At 62.8% G+C, this 16236-nt stretch carries 16 protein-coding genes and 1 pseudogene; 9 read left to right on the forward strand and 8 right to left on the reverse strand.

Annotated elements, in window-relative coordinates; all coding sequences use genetic code 11:
* Positions 1 to 16 precede the first annotated feature (16 nt).
* The 4 genes from CO655_RS22990 to denD form a co-directional block, all read right to left on the reverse strand.
* Positions 17 to 1321 (reverse strand): ABC transporter substrate-binding protein, encoded by a 1305-nt coding sequence (locus CO655_RS22990; RefSeq protein ID WP_097666829.1) that lies wholly within the window; start codon positions 1319 to 1321, stop codon positions 17 to 19.
* A gap of 159 nt (positions 1322 to 1480) precedes the next feature.
* Complete coding sequence (gene ugpC / locus CO655_RS22995) at positions 1481 to 2548, reverse strand: sn-glycerol-3-phosphate ABC transporter ATP-binding protein UgpC (RefSeq protein WP_012489698.1); 1068 nt, start codon at positions 2546 to 2548, stop codon at positions 1481 to 1483.
* 76 nt (positions 2549 to 2624) lie between these two features.
* Positions 2625 to 3398, reverse strand: coding sequence for an SDR family oxidoreductase (locus CO655_RS23000; protein WP_097666831.1), 774 nt, complete (start codon positions 3396 to 3398; stop codon positions 2625 to 2627).
* The gene (gene denD / locus CO655_RS23005) at positions 3395 to 4381 is read right to left on the reverse strand and encodes a D-erythronate dehydrogenase (protein ID WP_097607359.1); all 987 of its coding nucleotides are present in this window, start codon (positions 4379 to 4381) and stop codon (positions 3395 to 3397) included. Before denD ends, CO655_RS23000 begins: the two co-directional genes overlap by 4 nt.
* A 383-nt stretch (positions 4382 to 4764) precedes the next feature.
* Between denD and CO655_RS23015 the strand changes: the two genes are divergently transcribed.
* Complete coding sequence (locus CO655_RS23015; protein WP_097666915.1) at positions 4765 to 5763, forward strand: LacI family DNA-binding transcriptional regulator; 999 nt, start codon at positions 4765 to 4767, stop codon at positions 5761 to 5763.
* Positions 5764 to 5959: 196 nt separating this feature from the next.
* Here CO655_RS23015 and CO655_RS23020 read toward each other — a convergent pair whose 3' ends face one another.
* Positions 5960 to 6427 carry an NUDIX domain-containing protein gene (locus CO655_RS23020; RefSeq protein WP_097666835.1) on the reverse strand — a complete coding sequence of 156 codons (468 nt, stop codon included), beginning with the start codon at positions 6425 to 6427 and terminating at the stop codon, positions 5960 to 5962.
* Positions 6428 to 6522: 95 nt separating this feature from the next.
* On the opposite strand from CO655_RS23020, the gene CO655_RS23025 reads away from it, so the two are divergent.
* The 4 genes and pseudogenes from CO655_RS23025 (at position 6523) to CO655_RS34775 (ending at position 9077) form a co-directional block, all read left to right on the forward strand.
* Positions 6523 to 7344: a DUF1206 domain-containing protein gene (locus CO655_RS23025; RefSeq protein WP_097666837.1), complete on the forward strand. Its 822-nt coding sequence runs from the start codon at positions 6523 to 6525 to the stop codon at positions 7342 to 7344.
* A gap of 47 nt (positions 7345 to 7391) precedes the next feature.
* Positions 7392 to 7889, forward strand: a complete 498-nt coding sequence (locus CO655_RS23030; RefSeq protein WP_097666917.1) for a metallophosphoesterase family protein — start codon at positions 7392 to 7394, stop codon at positions 7887 to 7889.
* Between the two features lie 28 nt (positions 7890 to 7917).
* Positions 7918 to 8424 (forward strand): annotated as a pseudogene (locus CO655_RS23035) (GXWXG domain-containing protein); the annotation flags it as partial.
* A gap of 134 nt (positions 8425 to 8558) precedes the next feature.
* Positions 8559 to 9077 carry a hypothetical protein gene (locus CO655_RS34775; protein ID WP_097607364.1) on the forward strand — a complete coding sequence of 173 codons (519 nt, stop codon included), beginning with the start codon at positions 8559 to 8561 and terminating at the stop codon, positions 9075 to 9077.
* Between the two features lie 169 nt (positions 9078 to 9246).
* On the opposite strand, the gene CO655_RS23045 is transcribed toward CO655_RS34775, so the two are convergent.
* The gene (locus tag CO655_RS23045; RefSeq protein ID WP_097607365.1) at positions 9247 to 9603 is read right to left on the reverse strand and encodes a response regulator; all 357 of its coding nucleotides are present in this window, start codon (positions 9601 to 9603) and stop codon (positions 9247 to 9249) included.
* Positions 9600 to 11294: an HWE histidine kinase domain-containing protein gene (locus CO655_RS23050; RefSeq protein WP_097666841.1), complete on the reverse strand. Its 1695-nt coding sequence runs from the start codon at positions 11292 to 11294 to the stop codon at positions 9600 to 9602. The genes CO655_RS23045 and CO655_RS23050 overlap by 4 nt, the downstream gene beginning before the upstream one ends.
* A 152-nt stretch (positions 11295 to 11446) precedes the next feature.
* On the opposite strand from CO655_RS23050, the gene CO655_RS23055 reads away from it, so the two are divergent.
* Complete coding sequence (locus CO655_RS23055; RefSeq protein WP_097666843.1) at positions 11447 to 12739, forward strand: diguanylate cyclase; 1293 nt, start codon at positions 11447 to 11449, stop codon at positions 12737 to 12739.
* 50 nt (positions 12740 to 12789) lie between these two features.
* On the opposite strand, the gene CO655_RS23060 is transcribed toward CO655_RS23055, so the two are convergent.
* Positions 12790 to 12987: a hypothetical protein gene (locus CO655_RS23060; protein ID WP_170965015.1), complete on the reverse strand. Its 198-nt coding sequence runs from the start codon at positions 12985 to 12987 to the stop codon at positions 12790 to 12792.
* 241 nt (positions 12988 to 13228) lie between these two features.
* Here CO655_RS23060 and CO655_RS23065 point away from each other — a divergent pair, with 241 nt between their 5' ends.
* The 3 genes from CO655_RS23065 (at position 13229) to CO655_RS23075 (ending at position 16236) form a co-directional block, all read left to right on the forward strand.
* Positions 13229 to 13924: a GntR family transcriptional regulator gene (locus CO655_RS23065; RefSeq protein WP_097666845.1), complete on the forward strand. Its 696-nt coding sequence runs from the start codon at positions 13229 to 13231 to the stop codon at positions 13922 to 13924.
* A 75-nt stretch (positions 13925 to 13999) separates the two neighbouring features.
* Positions 14000 to 14887 (forward strand): dihydrodipicolinate synthase family protein, encoded by an 888-nt coding sequence (locus tag CO655_RS23070; protein WP_097666847.1) that lies wholly within the window; start codon positions 14000 to 14002, stop codon positions 14885 to 14887.
* A 2-nt stretch (positions 14888 to 14889) separates the two neighbouring features.
* A complete protein-coding gene (locus tag CO655_RS23075) occupies positions 14890 to 16236 on the forward strand; it encodes an FAD-binding oxidoreductase (RefSeq protein ID WP_097666849.1) in 1347 nt (448 codons plus the stop codon).

Below are 16236 nucleotides of genomic sequence, written 5' to 3' on the forward strand. Positions count from 1 at the left end.
TCCGCCTGACTCTGGATCAGACGCGGTAGTAGCGGTTCGCCCGGCGTTCGGCTTCCTTCATTGCGTCCTCGGGCGACTTCTGGCCGGTAACGGCGGCAGCATACATGTCGACGAGCACGTAATCGGCCATGGTCGCCGCCGAGGCGTAGCCGAGCGGGCCGGCATAGCCGTTCGGGCGCAGCCTTTCCGAAGCGCGGGCATAGGGCGCGTGGACCGGATCGGCGGTCCAGACCGGGTTCTTGGCGAAGGCCTTGAGCGGCTGGCAGCAATAGGCGCTGGAGCCCTGGATCCAGGCGTTCATCTGGTCGGCTTCCATCATGAACTTGATGTAGGCCTTGGCGGCTTCCGGATATTTGGTGTGCTTGAAGAGCAGCAGCGAACTCGTCTGGAAAAGCTCGACGCTCTTGCCGACCGGTCCGATCGGGAAGTTCGTCGTGCGCATGTCCTTGGCGATCTCGGCGAGCTTCGGATCGTTCTTGGCCGTGTAATAGACCGAGACGCCGTTGGCGATCAGCGATACCTGGCCGGCCAGGAAGGCGCGGTTGTTGTTGACGTCCTGCCAGCTTTCCGTGCCCGGAATGAAGGTTGCGTAGAGCTCCTTGGCGTAGTTGATCGAGGCGAGCGTTTCCGGGCTGTTGATCGTCACCGTGCCGCTTTCATCGACCATCTTGCCGCCATGGCTCCAGAGCAGCCAATGGGCGTAGTTGTTGCCGTCGCCGACCGCCTTGCCGTGCGGGAAGCCGGCGGGCGTGCCCTTCGCCTTCATGGCCTTGCATAGCTCGAGGAAGCCCGCGGTATCGTTCGGAAATTCGTTGAAGCCGGCCGCCTTGACGTGGCTGTCGCGATAGACGACCGCATTGCCGATCGCCGTCAGCGGCATGGCGATGAACTTGTCGTCGCGGGTGGCGTAACCCTTCACGCCGTCGTACCAGCCCTCATATTTGTTGCCGAGATAGTTGCCGAGTTCGGTGAGATCGACCAGCTTGTCCGGATATTGATGCGCGTCGTCGAACCAGCACATGATGAGGTCGGGACCGGAGCCGACATTGGCGGCAACGGCTGCCTTCGGACGGATGTCCTCCCAGCTTTCCTTGTCGATGCGCACTTCCACGCCTGTGGCTTCGGTGAATTTCTTGGTATTGGCGATCCAGGCATCCTCATCGCCCTTCACGAAAGGCGTCCAGCGCAGGAGCCTGAGGCTCGCGCCGCTTTCCGGCGTGTAGGTCGGTTCGGCCTGCGCCAGAGATGGCCTGATGCCGAGACCGGCAACGCCGGCAACGGCTGCCGATGCGGCAAGAAATTCACGTCTCTTGATCGTCATGAGATTCCTCCTCATTGAAACAGCGGGAGCAATTCTCCGGCATCCACCTCCCGCTTGGTGAACGGCGGCCTGGCATCCCCGGGGAGCTTGCGCTCCCGGGATGCTTGCTCTCCGGCGGCAGGGAGAACTCCTCCTCTCCCGTGCCGCCGCCGGATGGCATCAGTCGGTCAACCTCTTGCCGCCTTCGGCATCGAAGAGGTGAACATGCGCGGCGTCGATCGCCACGCGGATGGCTTCACCCGGGCGGGCATCGACACGCTCGCGGAAGACGCAGCTGACCTCGCTGCCGCCGAGGCGGACGGTCAGATGTGTTTCATAACCGGTCGGCTCGATCACCACGATCTCGGCCGGCAGCCCATTCGGATCGAGCGAGATATATTCGGGGCGCAGCCCGTAAACGAGGTCGCGGCCCACAGCGCTCGCAGGCGGATTGGCAACCGGCAGCCGCGTGCCGTTGGCCGCGACGAATTGACCGGGATTTTCCGGATCGAGCCTGCCGTGGATCATGTTCATCGCCGGCGAGCCGATGAAACCGCCGACGAAGAGATTGGCGGGACGGTCGTAAAGCTCGAGCGGCGAACCGATCTGCTCGACGATGCCGTCATGCATGACGACGATCTTGTCGGCCATCGTCATCGCCTCGATCTGGTCATGGGTGACGTAGACGGTCGTCGTCTTCAGGCGCTGATGCAGTTCCTTGATCTCGGCGCGCATGGCGACGCGCAGTTTCGCATCGAGGTTGGAGAGCGGCTCGTCGAACAGGAAAACTTCAGGATCGCGCACGATGGCGCGGCCCATGGCGACGCGCTGGCGCTGGCCGCCGGAAAGCTGGCGCGGATAGCGGTCAAGCAGCTTGTCGAGGCCGAGGATGCCGGCGGCATATTTCACCCGTTTCTCGGCTTCCGCCTTCGGCGCCTTGTTGAGCATGAGCGAAAAGCCCATGTTCTGCTCCACCGTCATATGCGGATAGAGCGCATAATTCTGGAAGACCATGGCGATGTCGCGGTCCTTGGGCGGCAGCGTGTTGACGACGCGCCCGCCGATCTTGATTTCGCCGCCGGAAATATTCTCGAGCCCGGCCAGCATCCTCAGAAGGGTCGACTTGCCGCAGCCCGAGGGGCCGACGAGGATGACGAATTCCCCATCGGCAATATCGATGTCCACCCCCTTGATAACGGGATGCGCGCCGAATGATTTCCGGACATCTTCGAATTGAACGTTTGCCATACTCCCTCCTCCCAGATCATGAGCATTACGCAAGCACTGTATCTATGTCGTTTTCGGCCGGCGGCAGCCCGCCTTCTCACCCCCGCCCGACAAATGGCATCTTTGTCGCCATCACGGTCATGGTCAGCACATTGGCGCTGAGCGGCAGGCCCGCCATGTAGACGACCGCATCGGCAATAAGCGCCGGGTCGATCGTCGCCTCCGCGGCAATACTGCCGTTTGCCTGCAAGACGCCGGCCGCAATCCTCGTCGTCATGTCGCTTGCGGCATTGCCGATATCGATCTGGCCGCAGGCGATGTCGAATTCGCGCCCGTCGAGGGCGGTGGATTTCGTCAGTCCTGTAATGGCGTGCTTCGTCGCCGTGTAAGGTGCGGAATTCGGGCGCGGCGTGGTGGCGGAAACAGAGCCGTTATTGATGATGCGCCCGCCGCGCGGGTTCTGGCTCTTCATCAGCCGGAAGGCCTGCTGGGTGCAGAGGAAAGCGCCGGTGAGATTGGCGGCGACGATGGCGCTCCACTGCTCAAAGGAAACCTCCTCCAGCGGCACCCCCGGCACGGTGACGCCGGCATTGTTGACCAGGAGGTCGAGCCGCCCGTATTTTTCCAAGATCGCATCGAAGAGCGCGCGAACGGAGTCCGGATCGCCGACATCGGCGGAAACCGCGAAGAACTCCGCGCCGGTTTCGCCACCAAGCTCGGTTGCCGCCTTTTCAAGCACGTCGGCCCGCCGTCCTGAAATGACGACCGTGTAGCCGGCAGCGCCGAGCCCCCGCGATATGGCACGCCCGACGCCGGTGCCGCCGCCGGTGACAAGCGCGATCCTTGCCTCTCCGCTGGCCGATATGCTCATGCGATCCTCCCGCCCAGTTCATCCTCAATATGCACCTTCAGGATCTCGTCAAAGCTCGTCTCCGCCTTGAAGCCGAGCGAAGACGCTCTCTCGGCGTCGAACTGGGTCGGCCAGCCGGCGACGATGCGTTCGATCACCGGATCGGGCACGCGTTTGATGAGCGCGACCGCCTTGTCGCCGGCCACGCGGCGCAGCGCTTCGATCTCTTCGGAGACCAGCGCGGAAAGTCCCGGCATGGTGAGGTTGCGCCGCGCCCCGATCCGTGCCGTATCGATCGTCGCGGCATGGACGAAGAAGCCGACGGCCGCGCGCGGACTTGCAAACCAGTGCCGCACGTTGTCGCTGACCGGCAGCACCGCTTCCTTGCCGACCAGCGGTTCGCGCAGGATATTGGAGAAGAAGCCCGATGCCGCCTTGTTCGGTGTGCCGGGCCGCACGCAGATGGTCGGCAGCCGGATGCCGATGCCGTCGAAAATGCCGCGGCGGGAATAATCTGCGAGCAGCAGTTCGGCGATCGCCTTCTGGGTGCCGTAGCTCGTCAGCGGCGTGGTGAAGAATTCGTCGGGAATGACCTCGGGAAACGGTGTGCCGAAGACGGCGATCGAGGACGCGAAGACGAGGCGCGGCACATAGGGGTTCGTCAGACCGGCCTGGCGGATCGCATCGAACAGGGCGCGCGTGCCGTCGAGATTGACGGCGTAACCCTTGTCGAAATCCGCTTCCGCCTCACCCGAGACGATGGCGGCGAGATGAAAGATCAGCTCCGGCCGGCCTTCGATCAGCCTGTCGGCGGCGCCGGCACCGGCGAGGTCGACCGTCAGCGCCGTCGAGACCGGCCGGAGCGCTTCCGGCACCGGCGGCTGAAAGGCGTCCACCAGCGTCAGCCGGGTGACGGGCCGGCCGAAAGCCAGCGGCTCGCGCGCGATCTTCTCAACCAGCTTGCGGCCGACCATACCGGCTGCGCCCAAAATCATCACATGCATGGCGGCTCTTCCTCCCGTTCGGCCGGTGTCGTCGGCAAGATCGCGCTGCTCGTCGCATTGTCCTGGCGGTCAGTGCCTGTCGCAGCTGGCGGCGCGATCGGAATCTGTCCGATCGAATTCAGATAGGTCTGCAACCCGCAGGTCAAGCCGGCTTGGCTGACCCGCAGATCCTCGCAGTCAAATATTCGTACGATGCGGGACGCCCGAAGCTGTGTCCGTCCCGTTTCTGCTCCAGGGTTTGATCGTTGGTATCGATACCGGTATCGGTAACAACGCCTATTTTGGTCGCATATGTCAAGTAGTGCGTGTTTTCCTTTTTTGGAAAAGAGCCTATGAATCTGGTGTTGGCCGCTGGCGAGGCAATTCGACTAAGGAATCGTGCGATGCGTAAATCCACACTGGAAGAGGTTGCTGCCGCGGCCGGCGTCAGCAAGATGACGGCATCACGGGCCCTTCGCGGCGCGGCCGACGTCTCCAAGGAGACCCGCGCAAAAGTGCTCCAGCAGGCCGAACGGCTGAGCTATGTCGGCAACCGGCTGGCGCTCTCGCTGTCGTCGCAGCGCACCAACCTCGTCGCCGTCGTCGTTCCCAGCATGTCCAACATCGTCTTTCCCGAGATGCTGGCGGGCATCTCGGCCGGACTGCGGGGATCCGGCATGCAGGCAGTGTTCGGCATCTCCGACTACGATATGGCGAAAGAGCGCGAGATCATCCGCGACATGCTCTCCTGGCGGCCTGCCGCCATCATCGTGACAGGCCTCGATCAGCCGGCGGAAACGGTCAGAATGCTGCAGAGTGCGGAGATCCCGGTGATCCAGCTGATGGACCTCGACGGCACGCCCGTCGATTTCAACGTCGGGCTTTCTCATGGCAAGGCGGGAGAGGAGATGGCAAGAGCGCTTTTGGCGGCCGGCCGGCGGCGGTTCGGTTATATCGGCAGCGCGATCGACAGGGACTTGCGGGCCGGCAAGCGGAAGGCCGGGTTTGAGAAGGCCCTGCGCGAGAGCGGCCTTTCTTTCGTGGCGGAGCGGTTCAACGCCGCCTATTCTTCGGTGGCCCACGGCAAGCGGCTGACAATGTCCATGCTCGCGGCAACGCGCGATCTCGATTGCATTTACTATTCCAACGACGACATGGCGACCGGCGGCGCCTTCGCATGCCTGGAACTCGGCGTTTCCAGCCCCGCCGATATTCTGATTGCCGGATTCAACGGACTTGATGTCGCCCGCGCCCTGCCCGTCAAGATCGCGACCTCGATCTCGCCGCGGCGTCAGATGGGCGAAGCCGCCGCCGCACTTCTGCTTGCTGCGAGCAGAAGTGACGGAAATCCGCCTTCCGAAAAGATCATCGTGTTCGATCCCGAGATTACCGGCGTCGATTAGGCTCCAGCAACCGCTCGTCAACAAAGCCTATCTGCATCCGATCGCGGATGGCTGATGGCGTCTGCGACGCAGATAGACGTCGTCCGGCCGGCGTGCCGCCGAAACACTATCCTATGGCCTGATCGCCTATACTTTGCTCGAGGCCGCCGGCCGCTCCTTCATTCTTGTCGGAACCGAGTGATCGCAACACCTCCTTTCATCGGTCTCGACCGAGCTGTTTTGCCAGATCTGCAAGCATTGCGACCTGCCCCTTGAGAATCTTGATCTCAGCCTCTGCGGTGGGAAACCACTCGGCGCGGTCGACTTCGGGAAAATTCTGCAAACGGCCCGATCGCGGCGGCCATTCGAGCTGAAACTCTGAACTGTGCACCTTCGCGACATCAAGCTCGGCCTCCACCGACCAGACGACGACGATTTTTCCGCCCGGTTGGCGATATTCGCCGAGCGGGGCGAAGGCTCCCTGGATTTCCACGCCGAGCTCCTCCCGCGCCTCCCGAATTGCTGCCGACAGCTCGTCTTCACCGGCTTCGATCAATCCCTTCGGGATCGACCAGGCGCCCTCGTCCTTCTTTGCCCAGAACGGACCCCCGGGATGCACGAGCAGGACCTCGGGCCCCGTCTCGGAAAAGCGGTGGATGAGAAGTCCGGCGCTACGGACCGCCATCGGCAACTCCAGGCATGAGCGTGGCCTTTTCCTCGACAACTTTCCGCGTGGTGGCGCGTTAGGGGTGACAGCCACACAGATGCGCGGAGTATATCATGGCCAAAGGATTTCGTTTCGACCTGCTTGCCAAGAGCGGTTACGTGGCGCGCGGCGTCGTATTTCTGCTTGTGGCGGGCCTGGCCGTGTTCTCCGGCGTTGCCGGCGGACGGCCGGAAACGCAGTCGGCGCTTTCGACGCTGCTCGCACAGCCCTTCGGCCGCGTCTGGGTGGGGCTGATCGGCATCGGCCTTCTCGGTTTCGTGGCTTGGCGGCTGGCCCAGTCCCTGGCCGATTCGGACGGGCATGGCACCGGCGCCAAGGCGATCGCCATCCGCACGTTTCTCTTCGGCAGCGCCGTCGTCTACCTCGGGCTTGCCGGATACGCGCTGGCACACGCGTTCTTCAGCGGTGGCGCAAGCCAAGGCTCGGGTGAGAAGGGATTGGCTCAGTGGATCATGTCGCAGCCGTTCGGTGCCTATCTTGCCGTTGCCGTCGGCCTCGGCTTCATCATCGGCGGGGTCGTGACGGCAGCCAAGGGCATCACCAGGAAATTCGAGCGCTATCTCAGGCTCGCCGATGCCAGCGGCGTGGTCACCACGGTCTGTGTCTACGGCCTCGTCGCCCGCGGCGTCGTCTTCGTGATTACGGGAATCTTCTTCGCCTATGCGGGTTTTCGCGTCGACCCGCAACAGGCGGGCAGCATGGCGGACGCGCTTGAATGGGTGAGACAGCTGCCTTTCGGCTCGATCCTTTATATCGCCATCGCGGCCGGACTGGCGGCCTTCGGGGTCTATAATCTCGTCGAGGCGCGCTATCGCGTCGTGCGCAGCCCGTCCCTTGCCGATGTCAAACATTCGATCCCGACAGCCGGCCATTGAAAAAAACGGTGACTTTCCAACCGGGCGAGCTGCGCCATCTCTGTCAGATGATTTACTTCACCGGCGATACCCATTTTGCAGATCCGCGCGTCCTTCGCATTGACCGACGCCCCTTCCCCGACATGGCCTCGCATGACGTGACGCTGATCCGGAACTGGAACGAAATCGTCGATCCGCAGGACGACATCTGGCACCTCGGCGACGTCATGTCCTTCCGTGGCGGGGATTGTGACCAGCTCCTTTCGATGCTGAACGGGCGCAAGCACCTCATCATCGGGAATAATGACCCGCCGACGACGACGGAGGCGACGGGATGGGCGAGCGTGCAGCACTACAAGGAGATGACGCTGGACGATCATCTGCTGATCCTGTGCCACTACCCGTTCCGCACCTGGAACAAGATGGGCAAGAAATCGATCAATCTGCATGGACATTCCCATGGCCGCCTGAAGCCCCTGCCCCGCCAGTACGATGTCGGCGTCGATGCGAACGGTCTCAGGCCGGTGTCGCTGGACGCCTTGTTGTCAACGGAGCGAGCGCTGTGATCCGGCCGCATCGCGTGATTGGAAACGGATGGAAAGCATGGGCCGGCAGGACGAGATGAAGGCCTGGTTCTCTTCGCTGGAGCCGGTCCAGCCGGTCGAGATGATCGGCTTGTGGAGGGGGGCGGGTATTCCGTCGGATCACCCGCTCAACGGCGTTCTCGAGAACCTTGGCTGGTTCGGCAAGCGGTTTCACGCGGACATGCGCGCGGACGCCCTCCTCTTTCAGTGGCGAGCCGATCGGCTGGTCGCCATCGAACCCGGCTTTTTTCCAATCGGGCTGGCCATCAAAGCCGCACCGTTCGGGCGCACAAGGGTCGCCCGGAGCTGGTTCTCCTATCTGCAGAAGGCATTGCGTGCGAGGGGCACGACCGCGTCCCTTGCGCTTCAGACCTCGGGGGACGGGGTCACCGCCGCAATGCGTTACGACAGGCAGCCGATCGTCGATTGCTTTCGCAGAATGAATGGCCAAGAGCTGGCTGGCATGATGTGCATTACGGGCGACGCCCGTCGTTATTTCTTCAAGCTGCGAAGAATCGATGCCACCGCAGCGACGGCGGGTCGTCGGGAAGCGGCCGCCCTTCACGCGCGCGGGCGGCAAAAACAATCTGACGCCGGGAACAATCTGCCATGCCGACCTGTTGTCCGGAGACGCAAACCAGGGGGGCTGCCATGCGTATGGTCCTGATCGCAACTTTTCTCTTGCTGCCTTGCCTGCCTGTCGGGGCAGTGGCGTCGGAGGTCGGTTTTTTGCAGTCTTTGGCCGGCGACTGGAGCGGGACTGGAAGGGTGCTCACGCGGATTGGCGGCACGAATCTGAAGGTTTCCTGCACCCTCCGATCTGATGCCAGCGCATCCACCGTTTCGATGAACGGGAAGTGTCGCGGCCTAGCGGTTTTCACCAGAAGCTTTTCGGCGACCGTCAAGGCCGCCGGAGAGCGTTATACCGGCAATTATGTCGGGCCGTCAGGACAGCCGTCGAAGCTTGCCGGCAGCAGGAAAGGTGCTGCCCTCAACCTGCGTGTGACCTGGGCGCGGCTGGTCAACGGCGATCGAGACGCAGTTTTGATGATCGAGAAAGTCGGGCAGAACCGGCTTCGACTGCAGACCGTCGACCAAGATCCTGCTTCCGGCCAGCCGGTCGTGACCAGTCGCATCGATTTGCAGCGGCCCTCGACGGCAGAAAGATAGCAGGCCGCTCGCTGCTCCCGGCGGCGCGACATCCCGATCGCTGTCTTGGTTTCAATGCTTTCTGGCGTGATGGTCGCCGCGGGTCGCCCGCTGTTGCGGCAGGGAAAACACACGAGATTCCAAGGGATTGAAGTGTTCACATGAGCAAGCCCGTGCGTCGGCTCACGTATCAGGCAGCCATTCGGATGAGCGCGTCGCAGAGCTGTCGGGTGTCGTAAGGCTTGGGGAAGAAGACGCCGCGCTCGGGCAATTCATCTTTGTCCGGCTGCTTCATGCCGGAGACGATGATGATTTCAACGGGCGGCCAGCGATTGCGGACGGCTTTTGCGAGCTTCAAACCGTCCATCTTTCCCGGCATGTCGATGTCTGTGAACAGGATCCGAATGCCGGGCACGCTTTCGAAAAGCATCAGAGCCTCATCGGCATTGCGTGCTTCGAGCGCCTCCAAGCCTGCTTCCTCGACGATGCCGACCGCCATCATCAGCAGCAGAGCTTCGTCCTCGACCACGACTACCTTGGTTTTCATGTTTCGCTCGCATGCATGTCATCCTTACCCAAAGGGTCAACTTCGCCTCTCGCAACCGGTTCCCCGATCAAAAATATTACTTCGAAGACGAGGCCCCCGGGTCTGTAGTCCGACCTGGACCGCGCCTTCGCCTTCGCCGGGAAGGCCCGTTCTATCAGTATCGAGCCGAAGCCCTTTTTCGTCGGTGTCGAAACCGGCGGCCCATCCGCTTCCGTCCAGACGAGAAGGACGCGTCCGTCATCGTGCTTCCACTCGATGGTGACTGTTCCATTTTCGCTTCCGAGACTTCCATACTTGGTTGCGTTGGTCGCCAGCTCGTGCACCACGAGCGAAAGCGGCAGGGCGACGTCTGCGGGAAGAACCACTTCCGGACCATCCATGCGAATGCGCTCGGCCTGCGAGGCGACGTGGGCACGCAAGGCCGCGGAGACAATCTCCCTGACAGACGAGGCCGATCCCTCGCGCGACAGGATGAGATCATAAGTGCCGGCGAGCGCTGCGAGCCTCTCGGCGAAGGAATTGTATCTTTCCGGATCGGAGCGTGAGAAGGTTTGCCGGGCGATCGCCTGAACGAGGGTGAAGCCATTCTTGACCCTATGCGCCAGTTCTCGGACAAGGAGGCTGCGCTCCTCCTCCGCCTCCTGGCTCTGGCGTCTTCGTTCATCGAGTTCGTCAAGCAGCCGGTCGAAGGTCGCACCGACGACACCGAGCTCGTCCGGTCCTTTCATGCCGGTGCGCGCCGTGGTTTGACCGCTGCGCCACTTTTCCATCACATCCGCGATCCTGGAGATCGGCACGAGGATGAAGCGGTTGCCGATGAAGATCGCAGCGAGGAAGGCAAAAAGCGCACCGCCGACAATGGCGAGCGTATTCATCGTCGTCGCCCGGTTGATCGGCGCGAAAGCTTCCTCCTTGGAGAAGCCGGCGCTGACATAGAGAGGGCTGGAGGGCAGCGCGATCGGGCGATAGCCGAGGATGCGTTCGGTTCCGTCCTGGCTCACCACATCGATCACGTCGGGCTGCTCGGCATGGATCAGGCGCTCAAGCGCATCGGGTACGACGGTGCCGACGAAGCGCTCGGGCGAGGGAACGCGCGCAACGATCGTTCCGTTGCCGTCGGCTATCGTCACCGCGTTGCCGGGAGCAACGCCGCGCTCGGTGATGCGGTTCTGCAGCCAGTCCAGCCGGATTCCGCTGACGATGACGGCCTTCATGGCGTCGCCCTCCATCAGGGGCATGGCGAGCGGCAGGACGGGTCTGTCGACAAGGCGACTCTGCGTATAAGTGCCGACAACGAAAGCCTTGGTCGTGAGCATCTGCCGGAAATAGTCTCGATCGGAGAAGGTCACGCCCTCGGGAAAAGCCATGCTGCCGCAGATCGGCTGTCCGTCGAGCCCGACGACGAAGATGGTGCGGATGTTCGGAATGCTTTCGACAACCGCCTTGAGCGCCGCATTGCAAGCCGGGACGTCGAGCTGCCGGACGGAAGGCATGGCGGCGACGGAGACAAGAAGGGCGTGCAGGCCCTCTATGATCCGTTCGACTTCCGACGAGGCTTGTCTGGCCGCTTGTGCCGCGGATGCGCGCACTTCTTCATTGCGCTGGTGGCGCAGCGCGACTTCGTTGTAAACGAGCATCGCCACCACCGGCGCCAGCGCCGCGACCGCAACTGCGACCAGCTTAAGTCTCATCCTGCTTCCTCTCGGAATAAGGTAGGTAGCATGTTCGAGAGGGTCTGGCCCAGATCACGCGGCCAAACTTGTTTACAAAATATCAACGCAGGAATCCGGACGTCCGCGCGGCAGCCTTGCCGAGTTTCCGATTGCGGCTAGATAGAGCAAAGATGAATGATGCCAAAAGCACGTCCTTCGAAGGTTCTGCAGCCGGGTCCTTTTCGCCGCGGCCGCTGACCGGCGCGATGGGGGATGAGGTCGAACGCCTTTTATCGGGCCGAACGCGCGATATTCGCCTGACGGGCGACCTGCTGCGCCGGTTCGACGAAAGGCTATGGCGCCAGAGGGCGAAAGTCATCCGTTCCTGGATGACATGGGTCGCCTTCGTCGATGTTCTGACGCTGGCGCTGAATGCCATGCTGCTTCCCCGTGAGGTTGCCCTGTTGATGGTCGCCCCGGCCTGCCTGCTGCCGCCGGCGGCGATCCTGACGGCGCTCGTCTGGACCAAGCCGCGCCCGGCAGCGGTTCAACGCGCATCGCTCCTTGGCGGAATGTGCGTCATCCTGCTGTCGGTCGCACTCGTCGGCGTCTTTGCGGGGGGTGAATTCTACGAGCGCCATTTGACCATCATGCTGTTCGTCGCCACGAGCGCTATCACCATCTTCAGCGTGCCGCTCGCCTGGACGATCGCAATCGCCTGTTATGCCCTCTGCCTCTATTTCACCTTTCAATGGTACAACCCGCTCGTGGACGCGGGCAGCGTCATAGCCGGGACCCTGTTCTTTTCCTGCGGGATCATCGCGACCGTGGTCGCCAGGCGAACGATGAACATTCTGGCGCAGAAGACATTTCTTCTGGACTGCAGGGATCAGCGCCGCGTCGCGGAATTGGCCGATGCGAATGCCCGATTGGAGCGGCTAGCCAGAACCGATCCGCTGACGGGGATCGCCAACCGTCGTTGGATGATGGAAACGCTCGAGAGCCTTTGGCGCCACGGCCGTGAAACCGGCATCGTCGCCATGCTCATGTGCGACATCGACCACTTCAAGGCGCTGAACGACAAGCTCGGGCATGGCGAAGGCGACCGCTGCCTTGTCAAGGTCGCCGGCATCATCCAGAGCTGCGTGCGCGCCGATCGCGACCTCGTCTCACGACACGGCGGCGAGGAATTTCTCATCGTCCTTCCGGATGTGGAAGAAGAAGAGGCTGTCGCGGTGGCGAAGCGAATACGTGAAAGCGTGGAAGCTGCCGCCCTTCCGAACCCGTCTTCCGGCGTCGGCCCGTCGGTGACGCTGAGCGTCGGGGTGGCCTTCAAATCGGCGGCCGACACCGGCGTTTCCCTGGCCAATCTCCAGCACGAAGCCGACGTCGCACTCTATCGCGCCAAGGAAGCAGGCCGCAACCAGGTCTGCGTCTTCCACCGTCCGCCACCCGCTGCCGAGCAGATCGCCGCCCGCCGCTGAAGGCGCAGCTGGCGTGGGATTTCAATCGACGCGCATCGGCGCAATCAGCGTCAGCGGATCACCAAAACCGCCGCCATGGCGACTGCCGAGATGAAGCCGGCGGCGCTGAGCCCGAACGTCAGATATTCTGTCGCTCTTTGTCGGTGGCCGAGCTCGACACTTCCAAGGACGGCCGCAATGCCTCCCGCTATCCAGCTCGCCAACGTCAGTGCGCCGAAGAAAAGCGCCCACTGCGTTGCTGTCTCCATGATTCTGCTCCCGTTTCGGCCGCCGCCCGGCAGGAACACCCCTGCGCGGGTCTATCAGTAACAAACCAGGCCCGCTTTGTTTCCACATGGCGTTGCACTTTTTTGAACCACTCGGCACGCCGCTGCGCACCACTCGCAGCTTGTCAGGCTGGTTGGCGCTGCGAAACAGCGGTTTGCAGCTTGACGTTTCCACATTGTCTACTTAATGTCTTCTAAAAGAATTATGAGGAGCTGCGACGAGATGAATAGCGAGACTGCCAGTCCTGATCGCAAAGCCAGCCTCGAACTTGCGCTGCGCAGGCGCATCCTGACGATGGAGCTGCCGCCGGGTTCGGTGCTGGATGAAGTGTCGTTAAGCGAAGAGTTCGGGCTCTCTCGTCCGCCGGTGCGCGAACTGATGCGGCAGATGGCCGGTGAGGGCTATATCGAACTCGAGACCAACCGCGCCGCCCGCGTCAGCTCGATGAGTTATCAGTCGTTGCGCGACTTCTTCCTGCTCGCGCCGATGATTTATATTACCGCCAACAAGCTCGCGGCTGAGAACCGGACGAAAGGCGAACTCGAGGTCCTCAGAACGATCCAGCGTTCCTTCCGCAAGGCGGTCGAGGACTGCGATGTCGAAGGCCGGGTCTTCTACAACGACCAGTTCCACCGCCAGATCGGCGAAATGGCCCACAATGTCTACGTCGTCCCGAGCCTGCGCCGCCTGCAGATCGACCACGCCCGCATCGGCAAAATCTTCTACCAGCATCCGAATACGCCGCGCATGCAGGAGGAACTCGAGCTGGCGTCGGATCAGCACGAGGAGATGATCGAGACGATCGAGCGGCGTGACGCCGAAGCCTCCGGTGAGCTGGCGCGTCTCCATATCGAACTCTCCCGGCGGAACATGGCCATGTACGCGGCCCCCGAAGGGTTGGAGACGCCGACCCTCTAAGCCGCCCGAGATCAATACACCCAGCTCACGACAATCCGGCTCGACAGTTCGGCCAAACGCAACGGGATTTTATCGATGACCGCCTTTCCCTTTCCAGGACTCAATCTCGCCATCACCACCCCGTTCGACGCTGCCGGCGGCATCGACTACGGACGGCTCGAAGCCAATGTCGAACGCTATCTTGCCGCAGGCGTGCGCAGCTTCCTGTTCAGCTCCGGCACCGGCATGCACGTCTATCTCTCCAAACAGGAATCCGAGGAGCTGGTCCGCCGTGGCGTCAAGATCGTCAACGGCCGCGCCAAGGTGATCGCCCAGACTTCGGCCTTGCTGGTGGAAGATGTGGTGGAGCGGACCGCCCGCGCCCGCGATGCCGGCGCTGAGGGCGTCATGGTGCTGCCGCCCTTCTTCGAGGGCCCGACCGACGACCAGGGCATTCTCGATTTCTACGCCGAAGTCGCCAAATCAGGCCTTCCGGTCATCGGCTATAACGTGCCCCAGGCGGTCGGCGTCGCCATCACGCCCGAGCTTCTCGACAAGCTCAATGAAATTCCGGGCTTCTCCGCCGTCAAGGACAGCAGCGGCGACCTCGCAAAACAGGCAGGCCTCATCCGCACCGGCCGTTTCGTCATGAACGGCGCCGATCCTCTTGTGCCCTACGCCCTCTATGCCGGATGCGACGGTCTGATCTGGGGTGGCGCGAATTTCGCGCCGAAGACCTCAGTCGCTCTCGTCGAGGCGGCCTCCCAGCGCAAATGGGACGAGGTGCGCGAACTCTGGAAAATCCTGGAGCCGGCGATGGGTCTGATCTGGGAAGGCGATTACGTGCAGTCGGTCTATGCCGCCGCCGATATGGTCGGCTATGGCGCCGGTGTGCCGCGAAAGCCGCTGCGCGCCCTTGCGTCCGAAAAGCTCCCGGCGCTGCGGCGCTCGCTCGCGCCGCTCATGGAGCGGGAGGCGATTTGACAGTGAGCCGGGCCGCAAAGAACGTCTTCGTCGCATCGAAGCTTCCCAAACGCGCCGGCGTTTCAGGTTGGGTGGCGACACTTCCGCCGCGGAAACCACAGCCGGCGCTGAGCGAAGCGATCTTAGCCGATGTGGCGATCATCGGCGGCGGCTTTGCCGGCCTGTCGGCGGCGCACCGGCTCTCGCGGCTCGATCCGACGCTGCGGGTCGCCGTTCTCGAAGCGGGCATCGTCGGCGAGGGGCCGGCCGGCGCCAATTCCGGCTTCATCATCGACCTGCCGCACGAAGTTTCCTCGGATGATTTCAGCGGCGAGTCGGAGGTCAAGTTCCGCGACTCCGTGCTGCTGCAGCGTTCGGCAATCGCGCTCGCGAGCGAGCTCGCGGCAGAGAACGGCTGGGGGAAGGAACTGTTCGATCCCTGCGGCCGCTACAGCATCGCGATGAGCGCGGAAGGCGACAAGCATCTCGAAGCCTATTCGCAGCAGCTTGCGAAGATGGGTGAAGCGCATCGCCTGCTCAAAGGGCAAGAAATCGAGGCCGTGACCGGATCGAAGGCCTTCACCTCGGGCCTGTTCTCGCCCGGCACGGTCATCATCCAGCCGGCCGCCTATGTAAGAGGCGTGGCCGACTGCCTGAAGGCGCCGGTGCGGCTTTGCGAGCAGACGCCGGTTCTCTCCTTCGAGCGCTTCGCCGGCGGCTGGCTGCTGAAGACGCCGCATGGATCGGTGCAGGCGGCAAAGATCATCCTCGCCAATAACGGCCATGCGGAAAGCTTCGGCTTCTTCCGCGGCCGCCTCCTCCACGTCTTCACCTACGCATCCCTGACGGAAGAGTTCGATCCGGCACGGCTCGGCGGCGAAAGAAAATGGGCGGCGACGCCTGCGCTGCCGATGGGAACGACAGTGCGGCGGATAAACACCGGTGGCGGAGACCGGATTCTGGTGCGTTCGCGATACAGTTATAATCCAGGCATCGAAACCAGCGATGCCGCCATCCGCAGCGCCGGCCGCCTGCATGACGGCAAGTTCGCCCATCGCTTCCCCACGCTTGCCGGTGTCGGCATGCAGTACCGCTGGGGCGGCGCGATGGCGCTGACGCACAACCATGTGCCGGCCTTCGGGGAAATCGAACGCGGCGTTTTCGCCGCCTGCGGCTGCAACGGCCTCGGCGCGTCGAACTCGACTGCCGCCGGCATTGCGGCCGCCGAACGTTTGCTGGGACACGAATCCGACCTCGGCCGCGTCTATGACAGGATGACCAAGCCGGTTTTGCTGCCGCCGCAGCCGCTGACGACGATCGGCGCGAAGATCCATCTCGCCTGGCGCGAATGGCGCGCCGGCAGGGAGTGA

Origin of the sequence: Rhizobium sp. M1 (assembly GCF_002531805.1) — a bacterium.
GTDB lineage: Bacteria > Pseudomonadota > Alphaproteobacteria > Rhizobiales > Rhizobiaceae > Rhizobium > Rhizobium etli_C.

Coding starts and splice junctions, on each gene's coding strand:
- CO655_RS23015 (WP_097666915.1), top strand. CDS start 4,765: ATGCGTAAATCCACACTGGAAGAGGTTGCTGCCGCGGCCGGCGTCAGC.
- CO655_RS34775 (WP_097607364.1), top strand. CDS start 8,559: ATGCGTATGGTCCTGATCGCAACTTTTCTCTTGCTGCCTTGCCTGCCT.
- ugpC (WP_012489698.1), bottom strand. CDS start 2,548: ATGGCAAACGTTCAATTCGAAGATGTCCGGAAATCATTCGGCGCGCAT.
- CO655_RS23025 (WP_097666837.1), top strand. CDS start 6,523: ATGGCCAAAGGATTTCGTTTCGACCTGCTTGCCAAGAGCGGTTACGTG.
- CO655_RS23050 (WP_097666841.1), bottom strand. CDS start 11,294: ATGAGACTTAAGCTGGTCGCAGTTGCGGTCGCGGCGCTGGCGCCGGTG.
- CO655_RS23020 (WP_097666835.1), bottom strand. CDS start 6,427: ATGGCGGTCCGTAGCGCCGGACTTCTCATCCACCGCTTTTCCGAGACG.
- CO655_RS23055 (WP_097666843.1), top strand. CDS start 11,447: ATGAATGATGCCAAAAGCACGTCCTTCGAAGGTTCTGCAGCCGGGTCC.
- CO655_RS23045 (WP_097607365.1), bottom strand. CDS start 9,603: ATGAAAACCAAGGTAGTCGTGGTCGAGGACGAAGCTCTGCTGCTGATG.
- CO655_RS23030 (WP_097666917.1), top strand. CDS start 7,392: ATGATTTACTTCACCGGCGATACCCATTTTGCAGATCCGCGCGTCCTT.
- CO655_RS23000 (WP_097666831.1), bottom strand. CDS start 3,398: ATGAGCATATCGGCCAGCGGAGAGGCAAGGATCGCGCTTGTCACCGGC.
- CO655_RS23070 (WP_097666847.1), top strand. CDS start 14,000: ATGACCGCCTTTCCCTTTCCAGGACTCAATCTCGCCATCACCACCCCG.
- CO655_RS23060 (WP_170965015.1), bottom strand. CDS start 12,987: ATGGAGACAGCAACGCAGTGGGCGCTTTTCTTCGGCGCACTGACGTTG.
- CO655_RS23065 (WP_097666845.1), top strand. CDS start 13,229: ATGAATAGCGAGACTGCCAGTCCTGATCGCAAAGCCAGCCTCGAACTT.
- CO655_RS22990 (WP_097666829.1), bottom strand. CDS start 1,321: ATGACGATCAAGAGACGTGAATTTCTTGCCGCATCGGCAGCCGTTGCC.
- denD (WP_097607359.1), bottom strand. CDS start 4,381: ATGCATGTGATGATTTTGGGCGCAGCCGGTATGGTCGGCCGCAAGCTG.